Annotated in this window: 11 protein-coding genes; 7 read left to right on the top strand and 4 right to left on the bottom strand. The window is 69.6% G+C overall.

Going from position 1 to position 17,173, the window contains the following annotated elements; all coding sequences use genetic code 11:
* Positions 1-2 precede the first annotated feature (2 nt).
* The gene (locus tag SLW55_RS06540; RefSeq protein ID WP_320744848.1) at positions 3-1,370 is read left to right on the top strand and encodes an XVIPCD domain-containing protein; all 1,368 of its coding nucleotides are present in this window, start codon (positions 3-5) and stop codon (positions 1,368-1,370) included.
* A gap of 144 nt (positions 1,371-1,514) precedes the next feature.
* Here the strand turns inward: SLW55_RS06540 and bamE are convergent, their stop codons facing one another.
* Positions 1,515-2,117, bottom strand: coding sequence for an outer membrane protein assembly factor BamE (bamE, locus tag SLW55_RS06535; RefSeq protein WP_320744886.1), 603 nt, complete (start codon positions 2,115-2,117; stop codon positions 1,515-1,517).
* Positions 2,118-2,257: 140 nt separating this feature from the next.
* Between bamE and SLW55_RS06530 the strand changes: the two genes are divergently transcribed.
* A complete protein-coding gene (locus SLW55_RS06530; RefSeq protein ID WP_017908896.1) occupies positions 2,258-2,461 on the top strand; it encodes a DUF465 domain-containing protein in 204 nt (67 codons plus the stop codon).
* On the top strand, positions 2,458-3,036 hold the full coding sequence (locus tag SLW55_RS06525; protein WP_320744847.1) for a DUF488 domain-containing protein: 579 nt from the start codon (positions 2,458-2,460) through the stop codon (positions 3,034-3,036). Before SLW55_RS06530 ends, SLW55_RS06525 begins: the two co-directional genes overlap by 4 nt.
* 70 nt (positions 3,037-3,106) lie before the next feature.
* Here SLW55_RS06525 and SLW55_RS06520 read toward each other — a convergent pair whose 3' ends face one another.
* From SLW55_RS06520 to SLW55_RS06510, 3 genes are all read right to left on the bottom strand, one after another.
* Positions 3,107-3,946, bottom strand: a complete 840-nt coding sequence (locus tag SLW55_RS06520) for a DUF2884 family protein (RefSeq protein ID WP_152237619.1) — start codon at positions 3,944-3,946, stop codon at positions 3,107-3,109.
* A gap of 251 nt (positions 3,947-4,197) precedes the next feature.
* A complete protein-coding gene (gene plsB / locus SLW55_RS06515; RefSeq protein WP_267084835.1) occupies positions 4,198-6,870 on the bottom strand; it encodes a glycerol-3-phosphate 1-O-acyltransferase PlsB in 2,673 nt (890 codons plus the stop codon).
* The gene (locus SLW55_RS06510) at positions 6,870-7,808 is read right to left on the bottom strand and encodes a hypothetical protein (protein ID WP_267098895.1); all 939 of its coding nucleotides are present in this window, start codon (positions 7,806-7,808) and stop codon (positions 6,870-6,872) included. Before SLW55_RS06510 ends, plsB begins: the two co-directional genes overlap by 1 nt.
* Positions 7,809-8,186: 378 nt before the next feature.
* Here SLW55_RS06510 and SLW55_RS06505 point away from each other — a divergent pair, with 378 nt between their 5' ends.
* From SLW55_RS06505 to SLW55_RS06490, 4 genes are all read left to right on the top strand, one after another.
* Positions 8,187-11,252, top strand: coding sequence for a discoidin domain-containing protein (locus tag SLW55_RS06505; RefSeq protein ID WP_320744846.1), 3,066 nt, complete (start codon positions 8,187-8,189; stop codon positions 11,250-11,252).
* A 14-nt stretch (positions 11,253-11,266) separates the two neighbouring features.
* Positions 11,267-12,310: a LacI family DNA-binding transcriptional regulator gene (locus SLW55_RS06500; protein WP_295921415.1), complete on the top strand. Its 1,044-nt coding sequence runs from the start codon at positions 11,267-11,269 to the stop codon at positions 12,308-12,310.
* Positions 12,311-12,400: 90 nt separating this feature from the next.
* Entirely contained in the window at positions 12,401-15,424 is a 3,024-nt protein-coding gene (locus SLW55_RS06495) for a TonB-dependent receptor (protein WP_267117507.1), read from the top strand.
* Between the two features lie 118 nt (positions 15,425-15,542).
* Positions 15,543-17,060: a tryptophan halogenase family protein gene (locus SLW55_RS06490; protein ID WP_267117508.1), complete on the top strand. Its 1,518-nt coding sequence runs from the start codon at positions 15,543-15,545 to the stop codon at positions 17,058-17,060.
* Positions 17,061-17,173: the final 113 nt, after the last annotated feature.

Genomic DNA, 17,173 nt, shown 5'->3' with positions numbered 1-17,173 from the left:
AGATGGCACACGACGACGAACGCCTGAAGGGCATGGTCGACACCTTCGCGCAGGCGCATCCGAAGGAAGGCCAGGCGCTGCGGCAGATGCTGGACAACACGCCGGAACTGCGCACGCGCGTGGAGCAGGCGATCGGGCAACAGCAGCTGTCCGGCTTCGCGCCCAGCCCCGAGGCGGGTACCGGGTCGTACAGCCCGCGCACCGGACAGATCGAGTTGCCGATGGACGTGCTGGCCACGGCGAAGATGAACGCACCGCGCGACGATTCGGCCAACACCGCCCGCATCGTGCTGGGCCACGAGATCGGCCATGCCATCAACAAGGCCGCCATCGACCGCAGCGATGCCGCGTTCGCCGCCAAGGTCGACGGCATCGCCGCCTCGCCCTCGCCGCACGACTACACCGCCACGCTCAAGGCCTACGGGCAGGAACAGCGCACCCGCGAGGCCAAGGACGAGATCGCCGGGGTCAACACGCTGGCCGACTACGTCACCCGCACCAATCCCAAGGCCACGCTCAAGGACCTGTACAACGCCAGCAGCGAGATGGCGAGCTACATCGACAAGCAGGGCGTAGGCAGCAAGGCCACCTACACCGCCAAGGATGGGTTGAGCTTCGGCAAGGACCTGAAGATCGATGCCGACAATCCGCGCAACGTGGAGGCGATGGGCAAGCTGTTCTACGACGCGCGCGGCTATCCGCAGAACTATGGCGAGCGCGCGCTGGCGCAGATCGCCGATGCCGAGGACCGGGCGCAGGCGCAGCACCCCGAGCGCACGCCGCCGGCGGTGCATGCCGACCTGAAGGCGGTCGGCATCGACGCCGCGCAGGTGCCGCGCGATGTGCTGCCGGCGGGATTCCGCGATGGCTCCGCACCGGCGCCGACACCCGAACCGCCTGCGCCGCGCGCCAGCGAGCCGACCGCCGCGCCGGGTGCCGCCGACCGCGCCCTGCACGAGCGGGTCCGCAGCGGCGTGGCCCAGGCCGAACAGGCGATCGGCAAGGGCTGGGACGACAACAGCGAGCGCATGACCGCCAGCCTGACCCTGTTGGCCAAGCAGAACGGCTTCAGCGAGCGCGACCAGCTGGCGGTGGGCTTCAACCGGCCCACCGCCGCGCACCAGGGCGGCGAACTGGCGTTCGTGTACCGCAACGGCGGCGACGTTTCGCCCGATCCCTACGCCAACCGCGCGCACATGCCGACCAGCGAGGCGATCGCACGGCCGGCGCAGGAGACCTACCAGCAGCTGCAGCAACTGGGCGCGCAGCAGGGGCAGGCGCAGCGCCAGGCACAGGGGCAGGAACAGGCGCTGCAGGCCTCGCAACAGGGCCCGACGCGGACCGATCCGCCGCAGGTGCTGAGCCGCTGAGCGCAGTGGCCGGCGGGATGCGCCCAGCGCCCGCTGCCCTTGCGTCGCGCCATGGTCGCGGCAGGTCGCGGCCATGGCATGCGCTTCGCGCCGCCTCCGCCGAGGCGGAAGCGCGGCGCCATGACGCGTGGAGTCGCGCCGGGATTACGGCTGCCAGACCAGGTTCTGGGTCTTCGGATCGGCGGTGACCTTCTCGACCTTGCCGGCGCCGTCGAAGGACACCTGGAACTCGTTGAAGCTGTCGAGCCAGTAGCGCCATAGCGGCGCGTCCAGGCTCGGGTTCTCGCTGGTGATCGGATAGCCCAGCGCCATCAGCACCTGCTCGCGGGTCATGCCCTTGGTCACGCGGTTGGCGGCGATCGCCTCGCGGATCTTCGGCAGGTAGGCCGCCAGCTTCGCCGTGGGATCCTGCGCGACCACGTAGCGCTGGGCGAAGGCCTCGTTGCCCAGGTCGCGGCTGTAGTCGTCGCCGATCGACTGCTTCTTGCCGTCGATCAGCACATTGACCCGGTAGCGGCCGTAGCCGGTCACCTGCACCGGCGTGCCGGCCGGGATCACCCGCTTGCCGTCTTCGGCGTAGTTGCTGTCGCTGATCCAGCTGCCGTCGCTGCGCATGTTGCAGCACAGGAAGCCGGAGAACTTGGCATCGGCCGCCGCGGCCAGCTGCGGCAGGGCCGCCGTCAGGGCGAGGGCGAGAACGAAAGGGAACGGAACGAACGCATGGCTGACTCCTTTCGGCGCGGCGATCCTGCCGCGGGTGGCACGAGGGTGGGAGGGCACCGTCTCCGCCGCGGCGTCCGCGCGCATTGTGCCGGCTGGCCTGCACCCGGCATGGCGGCGCGTTGCACGGTGACGGCGGACCGGTGGCCTGTGTATGCTCGAACCTCGTGGACACCCTGACGCCCGCCGAGATCTCCCTGCGCATCGACGCCCTGCGTCGGGAGCACCGCGCGCTCGACGAACAGTTGCAGCGCATCCCGGCCAATCTGGACGACGAGCTGGAAGCCAAGCGGCTGAAGAAGCGCAAGCTGCAACTGAAGGACTGCATCCTGCGCCTGGAGCATCTGCTGATCCCCGACGAACCGGCGTGAGCGCGGCGACCTTCTTCAGCGTCGGCCATTCCACGCGCAGCCTGGAGACCTTCCTGCAGATCCTGCGGGGCGCCGGCGTCACCCGGCTCGCCGACGTGCGCGCGTTTCCGTATTCGCGGCGGTTCCCACAGTTCGACGGCAGCGCGCTGGCGCCGGCGCTGGCCGCCGCGGGGATCGCCTACCGGCACTTCCGCGCCCTGGGCGGACGCCGCGGCAAGCAGCCGGGGGTCGATCCGCAGCGCAACGGTCACTGGCGCAGCGTCAGCTTCCACAACTACGCCGACTACGCGCTGGGCGACGAATTCGCCGAGGCGCTGGCCGAGTTGCAGGCCTTCGGCGAGGACGGCGCGTGCGCGGTCATGTGCGCCGAGGCCTACTGGCGGCAGTGCCACCGTCAGATCGTCTGCGACCACCTGCTGCACCACGGCCACCCGGTGGTGCACCTGATCGACGTCGCCCGCCAGGAACCGGCCACGCTCAACCCGGCTGCGCGCAGCGACGCGCAGGGGCAGTTGGTCTATCCGCCCGATGCGGCGGCTGCGGGGCCGCGCACCGGAGATCTGTTCGACGCCTGAGCGGTGCTGTCGTCGCCGCAGGCCGCCAGCGCGGCGGCTGCGTCGCCACGCGCCAGCGGCGGCGTCAGGCTCAATGCGTTGGTACCGACGGCACCGTGACCGCATTGCTCCGCGGCGTATCGTCGGTACCGACGAGGGCGGCGGTGCTCTGCTCAGGCGTACCGTCCTCGGAGGTGGTGAGCAGGCGCAACGGCTGGCCGTGGTAACGGTATTCCAGCGCCTGCTGCAGCTGATCCAGCCGCGCCACCCGCGCGCACAGCGCCTGCGCCTTGGTTTCGATGCCCTTGCTGCGCGCATCCAGGCGGGCCTCGAGGGCGGCGTCCATGCGGTTGGCGCGCTTGTCGATGGCATCGGCGCGGCCCGTGACGATCTGCCAGAGCAGGTGGCGGGCGATGCTGCCTGAGAAACTCTCGGCCTGGGTCTGCACGTAGCGCTCGAAATTGCTGTCGAACGCGGTCTGGTCCCAGCGTCCCCTGCCGAGCGTGCCGTCGACGTATGCGTTGGCCTGCGTGCGTAGCCGCTCGATCTTGCGCGCATTGCCCGCATTGCCGGTCAGCACTTCGACGACGACGCCGAGCACGTCGTAACTGAGGTCGACCGTTTCGTGCGAGAGATCCGTCACCTCCGGCATCAGCGCGCGGGTCTCGCGCTCCATGTCCAGCAATCGCTGCGCATCCGCTGCGCCGATCTGCTGCACCTGGTGATCCACGCTCAGTTCGCCGGCATGGAAGAAGATCTCGCGTGGTCCCTCGCCGTCGCGGGTGAGCCAGATGCCGCCGCTGTCGGCCAGCACGTTGAACGGCGTGCTCAGGCCGCACTGGCGCGAGGACACCTGCGGCCGATGGTCGTGCTTGCCAGCGTCGTCGCCTTGGTCGGCCCACGCCGGCCCGCTGGAGGCGGCAAGCAGCAACAGAGCGAAAAGAGGAGCTGTGCGCATCGCCGGAACCCGCAGCAGGGAGTTCAAGCATGCTCGGGCCGCACCGGCCCCTGGGTCGCGTGTCGGAAGTCACTGTGCCGCGCGGCAGTGATAGCGGGGCGCCTTTATGCACGGCGCGTCGCCACGCGTCGCGCCGCAGTGATACCAGCGCGCCCTTGTGTTTGGCGCGTCGCCACGCGCCAGGATCTCACCGCATCACGACTGCAGGTGCGGCGACTGCCGCTTCAATCCTGCGGAACCGGCGGCTCCTCGACCTTGGCCGCTTCCGGGCTGACCCGTTCGATGGTGTGGCGCAGCTCGCGACCAAGGATGAACTTGGCATCCTTTGCCCACGCATCCAGCCGTTCGTCGAACACCAGCTTGCTGTTCTCGTCCGGCCACACCAGCTTCAGTTCGCGCAGTTTCTGGATGAAGCCGCGGAACAGGGTCTTGTCGAAGAACTCCGGCGCCGCCGGTGCGTACAGCAGGCTCAGGCGTTGCGCGGCCTGCTGGCACAGGCTCTCCAGTTCGCCGGCGCCGAGCTTGCCCGGGCCGTTCTTCACCAGGACCGAGATGGCGATGTAATAGCGCTCGAACGCCTGTTGCAGCGAGTGGCCGATCGCGCGCAGGCGGAACACCTCGTCGGTCTGGCCGGTGTTGCGCGCCAGCACGCTGCCGTCGTCCTCGGCGAGCTGCAGCAGCAGGCCTTCGCGCACGAACACCTCGATGGTGCGTTCGATGCGCTCGGCGAACTGGTCCTCGCTCCACGGCAGGAACAGCTCCGCCTGCAGGAACGGGTACACGGTGCGGCCCAGCCGCAGCAGGCCGGCGCGGCTCATGCGGCGGTTGTTCTGGAAACAGCACGCCACCCACGAGGAGGCGGTGAACAGGTGCAGCACGTTGTTGCGGAAGTAGCTCAGCAGCACCGCGTTGTCGCCGTTGACGCTAAGCACGTCGCCGAGCGGATGCGGCGTGCGGGTGAGCACGTTGATCTCTTCGGCGTGGGCGATGATGCGCTCGGGCGAATGCGGGGTCACCGTGACCCGGTCCGAGTACGGCAGTTCCGCCAGCAGCTTCTTGCACAGTTCGATCTGCGCGATCAGGTCGGCCTCGCCCATGGCGTGCTTGGGCGTGGACAACAGCGCCAGCGCCAGCAGGTTGACCGGGTTGACGTCGGCGGCGGCGTTGATGTGCACCTGGATCTGCTGCGCCAGCGCATCGACGGTGCCGTTCAACCAGGCCGGTTTCTCGTCCTCGCCCAGCGGCTGGCCGTCCCATTCCGGCGCGCGCTGCGCCAGCACCTGGCTCAACGGAATCGGCTCGCCGAAGTTCACCACCACCTGGCCGTAGTTCTGCTTGAGCACCTTGGGGATGCCCCACAGCAGCGCCCAGATCGATTCCTTCTCCTTGGGCCGGCCGCTGAGTTCGTCGAGGTAGCTGTTGCCCTCCATCAGCTTCTCGTAGCCGACGTAGATCGGCTGGAACAGCACCGGCTTGCGCGGCTGGCGCAGGAACGCGCGCAGGGTCATCGCGATCATGCCGCCCTTGGGCTGCAGCAGGCGGCCGGTGCGCGAGCGTCCGCCTTCGACGAAGTACTCGATCGAGTAGCCGCCGGCGACCAGTTGCGCCACGTACTCGCTGAGCACCGCCGAGTACAACGCGTTGCCCTTGATCGAGCGGCGGATGAAGAACGCGCCGCCCTTGCGCAGCAGGGTGCCGACCACCGGCAGGTTGAGGTTGATGCCGGCCACGATGTGCGGCGGCACGATGCCGCGTTCGTACAGCAGGTAGGACAGCAGCAGGTAGTCCATGTGGCTGCGGTGGCTGGGCACGTAGATCACTTCGTGCCCGGGCGCTGCGTCCTTGAGCTTGTCCAGGTGGTGGACCAGCACGCCGGCGTAGATGCGGTTCCAGACGTGGGTCAGCAGAAAGCTGGCCGAGCGCACCACCGGGCTGGAATAGTCGGCGGCGATCTCCCAGGCGTAGGCGTGCGCCTTGCGCCAGGCGTCCACCGGCTTGCTGTTGTCGCGCTTGGCCTGTGCGGCGATCGCCTCGCGCACCGGCTCGGCGGCCAGCACCTGGTCCACCAGCAGGCGCCGGGTCGACAGGTCGGGGCCGATCACCGCCTCGCGGATGCGCCGGAAGTGGGTGCGCAGCACGCGCTGCAGCTTGCGCACGGTGCGCTCGGGCGGCAGCCCTTCCTCCACCGTCTGCCGCATCGACACCGGCGGGGCGAAGCGCACGATGGTGCTGCGGCCGTTGAGCAGCACGCCGAGCAGGCGCCGGAAGCTGCCCACCAGCGCCCAGTTTTCCGAGAACAGCACGGCGAACCAGCCGCTCTGCTTGTCCGGGGCGCGGCCGACGAAGATCGACACCGGCACCAGGTGGATGTCCAGGTCCGGGCGCTCGCGGTGCGCCTGCAGCAGCTTGGCCAGCGAATCGGAGTGGGTCTTGGCGCCGCGCTGCTCCGGCAGCAGCGCGTGGTTGCTGCTGCGCCGGGACAGCGCCAGGTAGGCGCGCTTGCGCCCCAGCGGGTCGCCGGGCAGCGGCACCAGCGGCGAGGGCAGGCCGGATTCGCGGCAGGCCTTGTCCAGGATCAGCGCGTTGGACAGGCCGTAGTCCTCCAGCACGTACACCACCGGGCGGCCGTCGTTGTACTGGCCCGGCTCGGCCGGTTCGATCTTCAGGCCCAGCCAGGGATCGGCCAGGCGGCCGAGCAGGCGCGCCCACAGCGGCCCCTTGGCCTGGCGCGCGGCGGTCGCGGCCACCGGCAGGGTGGAGGGAGCGGCGGTCGAGGAAAGAGACGCGCCGGGGTCGGCCGGGGAGGCGTCGGCGGGCGCACGTGCCGTGTCGGCCGCGCGTGCGGCCGCGGCGTCGTCGGGGAACGGGAGGGGATTCTGTTCTGGCATCGGGGCCATTATCGCTTAGCCGGCGGGACGGGGTCGGCGGCGGGCGCCGCGGCCGCGGCGGCGGTGCCGGCGCTGGCCGCCAGCAGCGCGTCCACCTCGCTGAGGGTGTCGCGCAGGTACCAGTGCCCGTCACGGCGCACCAGCACCGCGGTGGTGTCGATCTGTTCGCCGTCCAGCGGGTACTGGATGCGCACCACCGCCTGGTCGCCCTGCTGGTTGACCAGGCCGGTGCGCAGCGCGCCGGCGCTGGCGTCCAGGTCCAGGCCGTAGTCGGCCAGCACCGCCTTGAGGTCGGCCACGAACGGGCCCAGCCGGCGCAGGCTCTCGTCCATGCCCAGGGTGCGCAGGTCGGCATCGTTGCGCACGCCGGTGCGGCGCGCGCCCGCGCACAGCCGCGCGAGCGCTGCCTGCGCACGCTTGCGCTCGGACAGCGGCGCGCGCGCGGCCCAGGCGCTCAGCGCCTGCACCAGTTGCACGTAATGGCCGCGCTGCTCGGGCGTGTAGTGGCCCTGGTTGCGCAGGAACTGCACGCCGAACAGGCCCAGCGAGTGCGCCGCCTGCTTCAGGCTCGCCGCCTGGCCGCCGAACTGCGCGTCGAAGGCGCGCTGCAGCTGGCGCTCGGCGTCCGGCGCGGCGAGGGTGTCGAGCACCTCGGGCAGGCGTTCGGCCAGCGGCAGCTCGGTCAGCGGCCAGCGGCTGCGGTCCTCGCTCCAGGCCTGTTGCAGGCGCTGGTACTGGGCCGGCGGCACCGCGGCGCGGGCGTAACCGAGCAGGTCGTTGCGCTGCAGCGCGTGCGCCAGCGTGCGCACCGCGGCGGCCGGCTCGGCGCTGGCGCCGGGCAGTTCGGCGGGCGTGCGCTTGCATCCGCCCACGGCCAGGGCGAGCATCGCCAACAGCAGGACGCACAGCGCGCGCGAGGAGATGACCCGGGTCGGGCAGGACGACATACGATGCGGGCTCGTTCCCCAAAACGTCCCGCATCTTGCTGGGCGCGGGCGATTCCGGCAAGCCGGGCGGGGCGGCGGTGCGGGGACGACCGGCAGGCAGCCAGGGGGCTGGGCTTGTCGCGGCGGGACATTTCATGACCCGGTGTTGGGCTGTCGGGACAGGCATGTCGGCAGATGGCCAGATGTGCCAGTGGATTGCGGATGTTGCAACGCATCATGTAACCGCTTGCAGTTGCTGCTAACGTCCGCCCACCTCGATTGAGGCGGTGCTGGCCGGGGGACCCAGTGCGATATTCGTCAGAGATCATCCGAGTGCTCGGTCACGGTGGCGCGCGCCGCTGCGCCTGGGTGTTGTCCGCAGTCCTGTACGGACTTGCGATGACGGCCCCGGTGCAGGCGCAGGACGGCCGCCTGCCGCCGCGTGCGCAATGGCAGGCGTCCAGTTCCTCCAAGCAGGTCAAGGCGCAGGCGATCGGCTATCTGATCGACGGCGACGCCAGCACCCGCACCGCCGGCGCCTTCAGTCCCGGCCACTGGTTCCAGATCGACCTGGGCCGCGCCGCGCAGGTCGGCGGCGTGCGCCTGCAATGGGACACCTCCAATCCGGAAGGCTTCCTGCTGCAGACCTCGCGCGATGGCCAGCATTGGGACACGGTCTACACGATGGCCGATTCGCTGGGCGGCACCGAGACCGTGTTCTTTGCGCCGCAGCTGGCCCGCTACCTGCGCCTGGCTGCGCCCGCGCGCAGCGCCGACTGGGGCGTGTCGATCTACGAGATGGAGCCGCTGGGTGCCGGCGCCGCGCAATTGCGTGGCGTGTCCGCAGCCGACGCCGCGGCGCTGTGGCAGGGCGGTGCCGCGGTGGCGATGCCGGGCACCGGCGCGCAGGCGCGGCAACTGGATATCGCTTTCCCGCGCGCGTTCGACAGCGCCGGCCTGATCGTCGAGTTCGCCGGTGCGCATGGCGCGGCGCAGCTGCAGGCGCAGGACGCCGCGGGCCGCTGGCGCACGCTGGCCGACGATCCGCAGGCCGGCGACAGCGAGAGCGCCTACCTGGCCGGCACCGCGCCGCTGCCGGTGCGCGCGCTGCGCCTGCGCGTCGACGCCGCGCCCGGTGGCGTCGCGCCGACCCTGGCGCGCCTGCGCCTGCTGGGGCCGAAGGCGGTGATGACGCCGATGAAGCGCTACCAGGTCGCCGCGCAGCGCGGCGCCACCCGCGCGTTGTTCCCGGCCTCGCTGCACATGCAGCAGACCTACTGGACCGCGGTCGGCATCCACGCCGGCCGGCAGAAATCGATCTTCGACGAGTACGGCAACCTGGAGGCGTGGAAGGGCGCGCCGCTGGTGCAGCCGCTGTGGCGCGACGCCTCCGGCACCGCCGCCGGCGCCGACGGCCATGCGCTCACCCACGCCTTGCGCGACGGTTGGAAGCCGATGCCGTCGGTGCGCTGGTCGCCGCAGCCGGGGCTGGAACTGCGCAGCGAGACCTTCGCGATCGAACGCGACGGCCAGCCGGTGACGCTGCTGCGCCATCGCCTGCGCAACACCGGCACCACCCCGGTCAGCGGCACCCTGTCGCTGCTGGTGCGGCCGATGCAGATGAATCCGCCGTGGCAGAACGGCGGCCTGTCGCCGATCCACGACGTCGCCGTCGACGGCAACGTCGTGCAGGTCGACGGCCGCGCGCTGCTGACCTCGCTGAGCGCGCCCAGCGGCGGCGGCGCCGAAGCGTTCGGCGCGAACGGCGCCACCGAGATCACCCGCCACGTCGCCGCCGGCACGCTGCCGGCGCAGCGCCAGGCCCGCGACGCCGACGGCTTGGCCGCGGCGATGCTGAACTACACGGTGCGCCTGGTGCCGGGTGCGCAACAGGACGTGGTGCTGGCGTTTCCGCTGGGCACCGCAAGCGCCGACGCCCAGGGCCGCCTGCCGCCGGCGCCGCCGCTGGACCGCGACGCCCTGCTCGCCGCCGGCCGCGGCGATGCGGGCCGCAGCTTCGACGCGCTGGCCGAGCAGGTTTCCGCGGACTGGCAGCAGCGCCTGGGCAACGTCGGCCTGCGCCTGCCCGACGCCAGCCTGGTGGACATGCTGCGCGCGCAGGCCGCGTACATGCTGATCAACCAGACCGGCCCGGCGATGCAGCCGGGGCCGCGCAACTACAACCGCTCCTTCATCCGCGACGGTATGGCCACCTCGGCGATCCTGCTGCGCATGGGCCAGGCGCAGGTCGCGCGCGACTACCTGCAGTGGTACAGCGACCACGCGGTGCACCCGAACGGGCTGGTCTCGCCGATCCTCAACGACGACGGCAGCGTCAACGATGGCTTCGGCTCGGACCTGGAGTACGACAGCCAGGGCGAATACATCACCCTGGTCGCCGACGTCGCGCGGCTGGACGGCGGCCCGGAAAGCGTGCGCGCCTACCTGCCGAAGGTGAAGCTGGCGATGCAGTTCCTGCAGGAACTGCGCGAGCGCACCCTGGTGCCCGGCTACATGGCCGAGCAGCCGGCGCCGGAACGCTTCCGCGGCATCCTCGCCCCGTCGATCAGCCACGAAGGCTATTCCAGCCCCACCCACAGCTACTGGGACGACTACTGGGCGCTGAAGGGCTGGCACGACGGCGCCTGGCTGGCCGAATCGCTGGGCGATGCCGCCACCGCCGCCTGGGCGCGCGAACAGTACGCGGCGCTGCGCACCTCGCTGGCCGCTTCCATCCGCGCCACCATGGCGTGGAAGGGCGCGGACTACATTCCCGCTGCGGCCGACCTGGGCGACGGCGATCCGACCAGCGTCTCGATCGCGCTGGATCCCACCGGCCAGCAGGACCTGCTGCCGGAGGCGGCGCTGCGCACCACCTTCGCGCGCTATCTGGAAGACGTGCGCCAGCGCAAGCAACCCAATGCGCTGTGGGCCTACACCCCGTACGAGATGCGCAACGTGCTGACCTACGTGCATCTTGACCAGCCGCAGGTGGCCGACGAACTGCTGCAGGACCTGCTGCGCGACCGCCGCCCGTTCGAATGGCAGGTGCTGGCCGAGGTGGTGCAATCGCGGCTGCGCTTCCCGCGCTACCTGGGCGACATGCCGCATACCTGGATCGGCGCCGAGTACGCGCGCACCCTGTTCGGCATGCTCATGCACGAGGGCGACGACGCGCTGGTGCTGCTGCCCGGCGTGCCGCCAGCCTGGCTCGCCGACGATGGCCTGGCCGTGCAGCGCCTGCCCACCGCCTACGGCACGCTCGGCCTGCGCGCGCGCCAGCGCGACGGGCGGCTGCGCGTCGAACTCGACAGCGGCCTGCGCGCCGGCACCGGCGTGCGCGTGGTCTGGCCGACGCGCACGCGGCCGACCCAGGTGCGCGTGGACGGCCGCCGGATCGACCGATACGACGCCGGCGGCGTGACCCTGTCCAAGCCTTTCCGGACCCTGGAGGCACGCTGGTGAGCCCGCCCCCCGTCATGGCGCCGGACCAGCGCGCCAACATCACCATCAAGGACGTGGCGCGCCTGGCCAACGTCTCGGTGGCCACCGTGTCGCGCACCATGAACGGCCACCAGCACGTAGCCGAGTCGGTGCGCGCGCGCGTGCTGGAAGCCGCGCGCACCCTGCACTACGTGCCGCACCACGCCGCGCGCAGCCTGAGCAGCCGCCGCACCCACACCATCGGCGTGGTGCTGCCGGACCTGCACGGCGAGTTCTTCTCCGAACTGATCCGCGGCATCGACACGGTGGCGCGCGAGCGCGGCCTGCACCTGCTGGTGTCCAGCTACCACGGCGAGCCGGAACAGCAGCGGCTGGCGGTGCGGCGCATGCCCGGACGCGTCGACGGACTGCTGATCATGTCGCCGTCCATGGCCAGCGATGCCGAGGACCCGGCCGACATGCTGCCCGGCACGCTGCCGGCGGTGCTGATGAACTGCGCCGAGCGCATCGGCGAGGCGCAGGTGCTCAACGTCGACAACTACGGCGGCGCGCGTGCGATGACCCGCCACCTGCTGGACGTGGGCCATCGCCGCATCGCCTTCATCGCCGGGCCGGACGACAACTTCGATGCGCGCGAACGCCTGCGCGGCTACCGCGACGAACTGCGCGAGCGCTGCCCGCAGGTGGCACCGCTGGTGCTGCCCGGCGCCTTCGACGAGGCCTCCGGGTACCGCGCCGGCGAAGCCCTGCTGCAGGGCCAGCGCCCGGACGTGGTGTTCGCCGCCAACGACATGATGGCGCTGGGCTGCCTGTTCGCCTTCACCCATGCCGGGCTGCGCGTGCCCGAGGACATCGCCCTGGCCGGCTTCGACGACGTGCCGATGGCACGCTACGTGCATCCGGCCCTGACGACCATGCGCGTGGACATCGCCGGCTTCGGCGCCCGCGCCATGCAACTGCTGCTCGGTGCGCTGGAGCCGCATGCCGCTCCGGGGGCGTCGGCGGCAGCGGCCAATGCGATCGCTCCGCAACTGATCGTTCGTGCTTCCAGTGCCCAGCGAGGGACCGCCATGGACTGACACCGACGCATGCAGCACCGATGTCGTTTTTTGCACCACCTAGAAGAACACAACAATGATCCCGTTGACCGCCCTGGGAGGGCTTTAGTCATGAAGAAATCGCGTTCCGCCTCCAACCTGCCCGCACGCAGCCTGCTGTGCTGCGCGCTGGCCACCTGCCTGTTCGCCACGATGCCGGCGATGGCCCAGTCCAGCAGCGCGACCCTGCGCGGCCAGGTCGCCGCCGCCCAGGCCGGCACCGAAGTCACCGTCACCAACGTCGCCACCGGCTCGGTGCGTCGCGCGCCGATCGCCGCCAACGGCAACTACACCGTGGTCGGCCTGCCGCCGGGCACCTACAAGGTCGAGGCCAACGGCGTCACCAAGACGGTGACCCTGCAGGTCGCGTCCTCGTCCACCGTCGATCTCGACGCCGGTACCACCGCCGCCGGCGGCAACGCGACCACCCTGGACACCGTCACCGTCAGCGCGCCGCTGCTGAAGGACGTCAAGACCTCGGAAGTGGGCAACGTGGTGTCGCTGCACCAGATCCAGCAGCTGCCGCAGGCCACCCGCAACTTCCTGGAGTTCGCCGACACCGTGCCGGGCATGGTGTTCCAGATCGACGGCAACGGAAACACCAAGCTGCGCGGCGGTGCATCCAATGCCAGCGCCGGCAACCTGTACATCGACGGCGTCGGCCAGAAGAGCTACGTCAAGGGCGGCGGCATCGCCGGCCAGAGCGACACCCAGGGCAACCCGTTCCCGCAGTTGGCGATCGGCGAGTACAAGGTCATCACCTCCAACTACAAGGCGGAGTACGGCCAGATCAGCGGCGCGGCGATCACCGCGGCCACCAAGTCCGGCACCAACGAGTTCCACGGCGAAGCCTTCTACCGTTACACCGACCAGGATCTGCGCGACAAGCGTCCCGACGAAGCGAACGGCAAGATCGATTCGCAGACCAAGGAATACGGCTTCGCCCTGGGCGGCCCGATCATCCAGGACCGCATGCACTTCTTCGTCGCCTACGAAGGCAAGGAGAACGTGGTGCCCAAGAGCGTGCAGGCGGACAGCACCGCGCAGCCTTACGTCGGCCTGCTGCCGTCCAACCTGTCCAGCCAGTTCGGCGCGGCCAACATGCCGTTCACCGAGGATCTGTACTTCGGCAAGATCGATTTCGAGCCGACCGATCGCGACCGCATCGAACTGAGCGGCCAGTACCGCGACGAGACCCAGACCGGCAACGTCGGCGGCACCAGCACGCCGGAGCACGGCACCAACAAGATCAACAAGGACAAGCGCGCCAACATCCGTTGGCAGCACAGCGCCGACAACTGGTTCAACGAGCTGATCGTCGGCACCGAGGATTCGGAGAACAACCCGAATCCGAAGAGCATCGGCAATGGCGTCGTCTACAAGTACCTCAACTACAACGATCCCAACGTCGGCGAATACACCTTCCTGGAAACCGGCTCCGCCGGCGGTCTGAACGTGCAGCGCAAGAGCCAGAAGGGCTGGTTCCTGCAGAACGACCTGACCTTCACCAGCTTCCAGTGGCATGGCGAGCACACCATCAAGATGGGCGTCAGCTACAAGGACATCAAGCTGACCTCGCAGGATGCCGCTGCGCTCAACCCGCAGTTCAGCTATGCGGTCAACAACAACGGCGTCGCCGCCACGCCGTATCGCGTGGACTACGTCGCGCCGTACAACACCCCCGGCCAGAAGGCCACGGTGGAGTCGCCGTCCAAGCAGTACGGCATCTACATCCAGGACGACTGGGCGGCGACCGACAAGCTGATGATCAACGTCGGCGTGCGTTGGGACTACGAGGACAGCCCGGCCTACACCGACTTCGTCACCTCGCAGGCCTTCGTCAACGCGCTGTACTCCAATGATCCGGCCAACCCGGGCCAGCCCTGGGCCAACCGCCTGCTGCCCAGCGGCATCAACGCCGCCGACTACATCAGCACCGGTCGCAACCGCAAGAACTTCAAGGATGGCTGGGCACCGCGCCTGGGCTTCTCCTACGACTTCTTCGGCGACGAGAGCTCGGTGCTGCACGGCGGTGCCGGCCGCTCCTACGATCGCAACCTGTTCGAACAGCTGGCGCTGGAAACCAGCAAGGCCGCGCTGTCGCCGGTCGCGGTGTACTTCCAGAACCCGGCTACCGGCCAGTGCTACCGTGGCGACCGCGTCTGCACCGCGTGGGATCCGCGCTACCTCAATGGCGTGGACCAGTTGAACACCATCCCCGGCGTCAGTGGCAGCGCCGAACTGTTCATGTTCAACAACCACCTGAAGACGCCGTACAGCGACCAGTACAGCATCGGCATCACCAACCAGGTCGGCGACTGGCAGACCGACGTGACCTTCCAGCGCGTGCTCAGCTACGACGGCTTCGCGATGTCGCTGATCAACCGCTACCCGGATGGTTCCTACTTCCAGAACGGCAGCGCCCCGTGGGGCCAGCCGGTGCCGGGCTACCAGAACACGATCCTGGGCATGAATGGCCTGGAGCAGCGCAGCAGCCAGGTGCTGCTGTCGGCCGACAAGCCGTACACCAAGGAATCGGGCTGGGGTCTGACCCTGTCGTACACCCACACCAGCGCGCGTCAGAACCGCAACATCGACGAGCCGTACGCGTTCGACAAGGCGACCATCCACGACTATCCGTTCGTGAAGTCCGATGCCGTGTCGGCGCACCGCTTCGTCGCCTCCGGCTCGATCGACGGTCCGTGGGGCCTGACCTTCGGTGCCAAGGTGGTGCTGGCCACGCCGGAGCCGATCAACACCATCGCGTGCTATGGCAAGACCGATCCCGATGGCGCGACCTGCCAGCAGGTGGCGGCGGTGCCGCCGGGCAGCGGCAAGTTCCTGGTCGGCGGCAAGATCTGGGGCTACCGCACGGTCGATTTCCAGGCGACCAAGGACTTCACCGTGTACAACGACTTCAAGTTGACGGCGCGCGTGAACCTGCTCAACGCCTTCAACTTCAAGAACTACGCGTCGTACTCGTACAACGATTTCGGCTCCAATGGCCGTTTCGATCCGAACATCACCATCAACAAGACCGGCGACATCATGTACGTGCCGCGGACGGTGACCTTCGAGATCGGCGCCAAGTTCTGATCCACCGTATGACCCACGCGCGTGCCCGACCGGCGCGCGTGGGGTTTCAACGGACGGGGCCGTGTGGCCCCGTCCGCGTTTGCGGTCGCCTCTTTCCTCGGTACAGGACCCTGCACGCATGATCGCCGCCCCTCTCCGCAACCTGGTCATCGTCGGCGGCGGCACCGCTGGCTGGATGGCCGCTGCCGCGCTGGCGCGTGTGCTGGGCCCCGACTACCGCATCACCTTGATCGAGTCCGAGCAGATCGGCATCGTCGGCGTCGGCGAGGCCACCGTGCCGCACATCAAGGCCTTCAACAATCTGCTCGGCATCAACGAGGCCGAGTTCGTACGCCACACCCAGGGCAGCTTCAAGCTCGGCATCGAATTCGCCGACTGGCAGCGCCCCGGCATGTCCTACGTGCACGGCTTCGGCACCGAGATCGGGCATCCGCTCGGGCTGCTGCCGTTCCAGCAGTACTGGTTCAAGCAGGCGCTGGCCGGCAAGGCGAAGCCGCTGGGCGCCTATACGCTCAACACCGTCGCCGCCAAGCGCGACCGGTTCATGACCTCGGCCACGGATGTGCCGCCGAACTCGCCGCTGGCCAACATCGCCTACGCCTATCATTTCGATGCGGCGTTATACGCGGGCTTCCTGCGCCGCTACGCCGAACAGCGCGGGGTGACCCGGCGCGAGGGCATCGTCGAGGAGGTGCAGCTGCATCCGGAATCGGGCGACGTGCTTTCGGTGCGGCTTGCATCGGGCGAGGCGATCGCCGGCGACCTGTTCATCGATTGCTCCGGCTTCCGCGGCCTGCTGATCGAGCAGGCGCTGCACACCGGCTACCACGATTTCAGCCACTGGCTGCCGTGCGACCGTGCGCTGGCGGTGCCTTGCGCCAAGGTCGGCCCGCCCACGCCGTACACCCGCGCCACCGCGCGCGCGGCCGGCTGGCAGTGGCGTATCCCGCTGCAGCACCGCACCGGCAACGGCTACGTGTACTGCAGTGCGCACATCAGCGACGACGAGGCCGCGGCCACGCTGCTGGCCAACCTCGACGGCCCGGCGCTGGCCGATCCGCGGCCGCTGCGCTTCGTCACCGGCCGCCGCAAGCAGGTGTGGAACCGCAACGTGATCGCGCTGGGCCTGGCCAGCGGCTTCATGGAGCCGCTGGAATCGACCAGCATCCACCTGGTCCAGTCCGGCATCTCCAAGCTGCTGGAGTTGTTCCCGCGCGAGGGCATCAGCCCGGTACTGGTGCGGCGCTACAACGAGCGCATCGCCTTCGAGTTCGACCGCATCCGCGACTTCCTGCTGCTGCACTACCACGCCACCGAGCGCGACGACAGCGCGTTCTGGCGGCACTGCCGCAGTATGCCGATCACCCCGGAGCTGCAGGAGACGCTGGCGCTGTTCCGCGACAGCGGCCGCTTCTACCGCAACGGCGACGAGATGTTCGCCGAGATCAGCTGGGTGCAGGTGATGGTGGGGCAGGGCATCCTGCCGCGCGCCTACCATCCGCTGGTGGACCAGGTGCCGCAGGCCGATCTGGAGCGCTTCATGGCCAGCGTCGAGCAGACCATCGGCCATTGCGCCGACGCGATGCCGCCGCACCAGGCCTTCATCGACCGCTATTGCGCGGCCAGGCCTGTGTGAGCACGGCCCGCGCCGCGCGGGCACAAAAAAAGAGGCCACGCGCACCAGGCGCGGGCCTCTTCAAATCCGACCGAAGCCGGAGAACGGTATGGCACATCTCCGGCAACGCCGGA

Source organism: Xanthomonas sp. LF06-19 (assembly GCF_034105425.1).
GTDB lineage: Bacteria > Pseudomonadota > Gammaproteobacteria > Xanthomonadales > Xanthomonadaceae > Xanthomonas_A > Xanthomonas_A sontii.
Note: the sequence above shows the minus strand (reverse complement) of the source record. Positions and strands in the feature narration are given on the sequence as shown.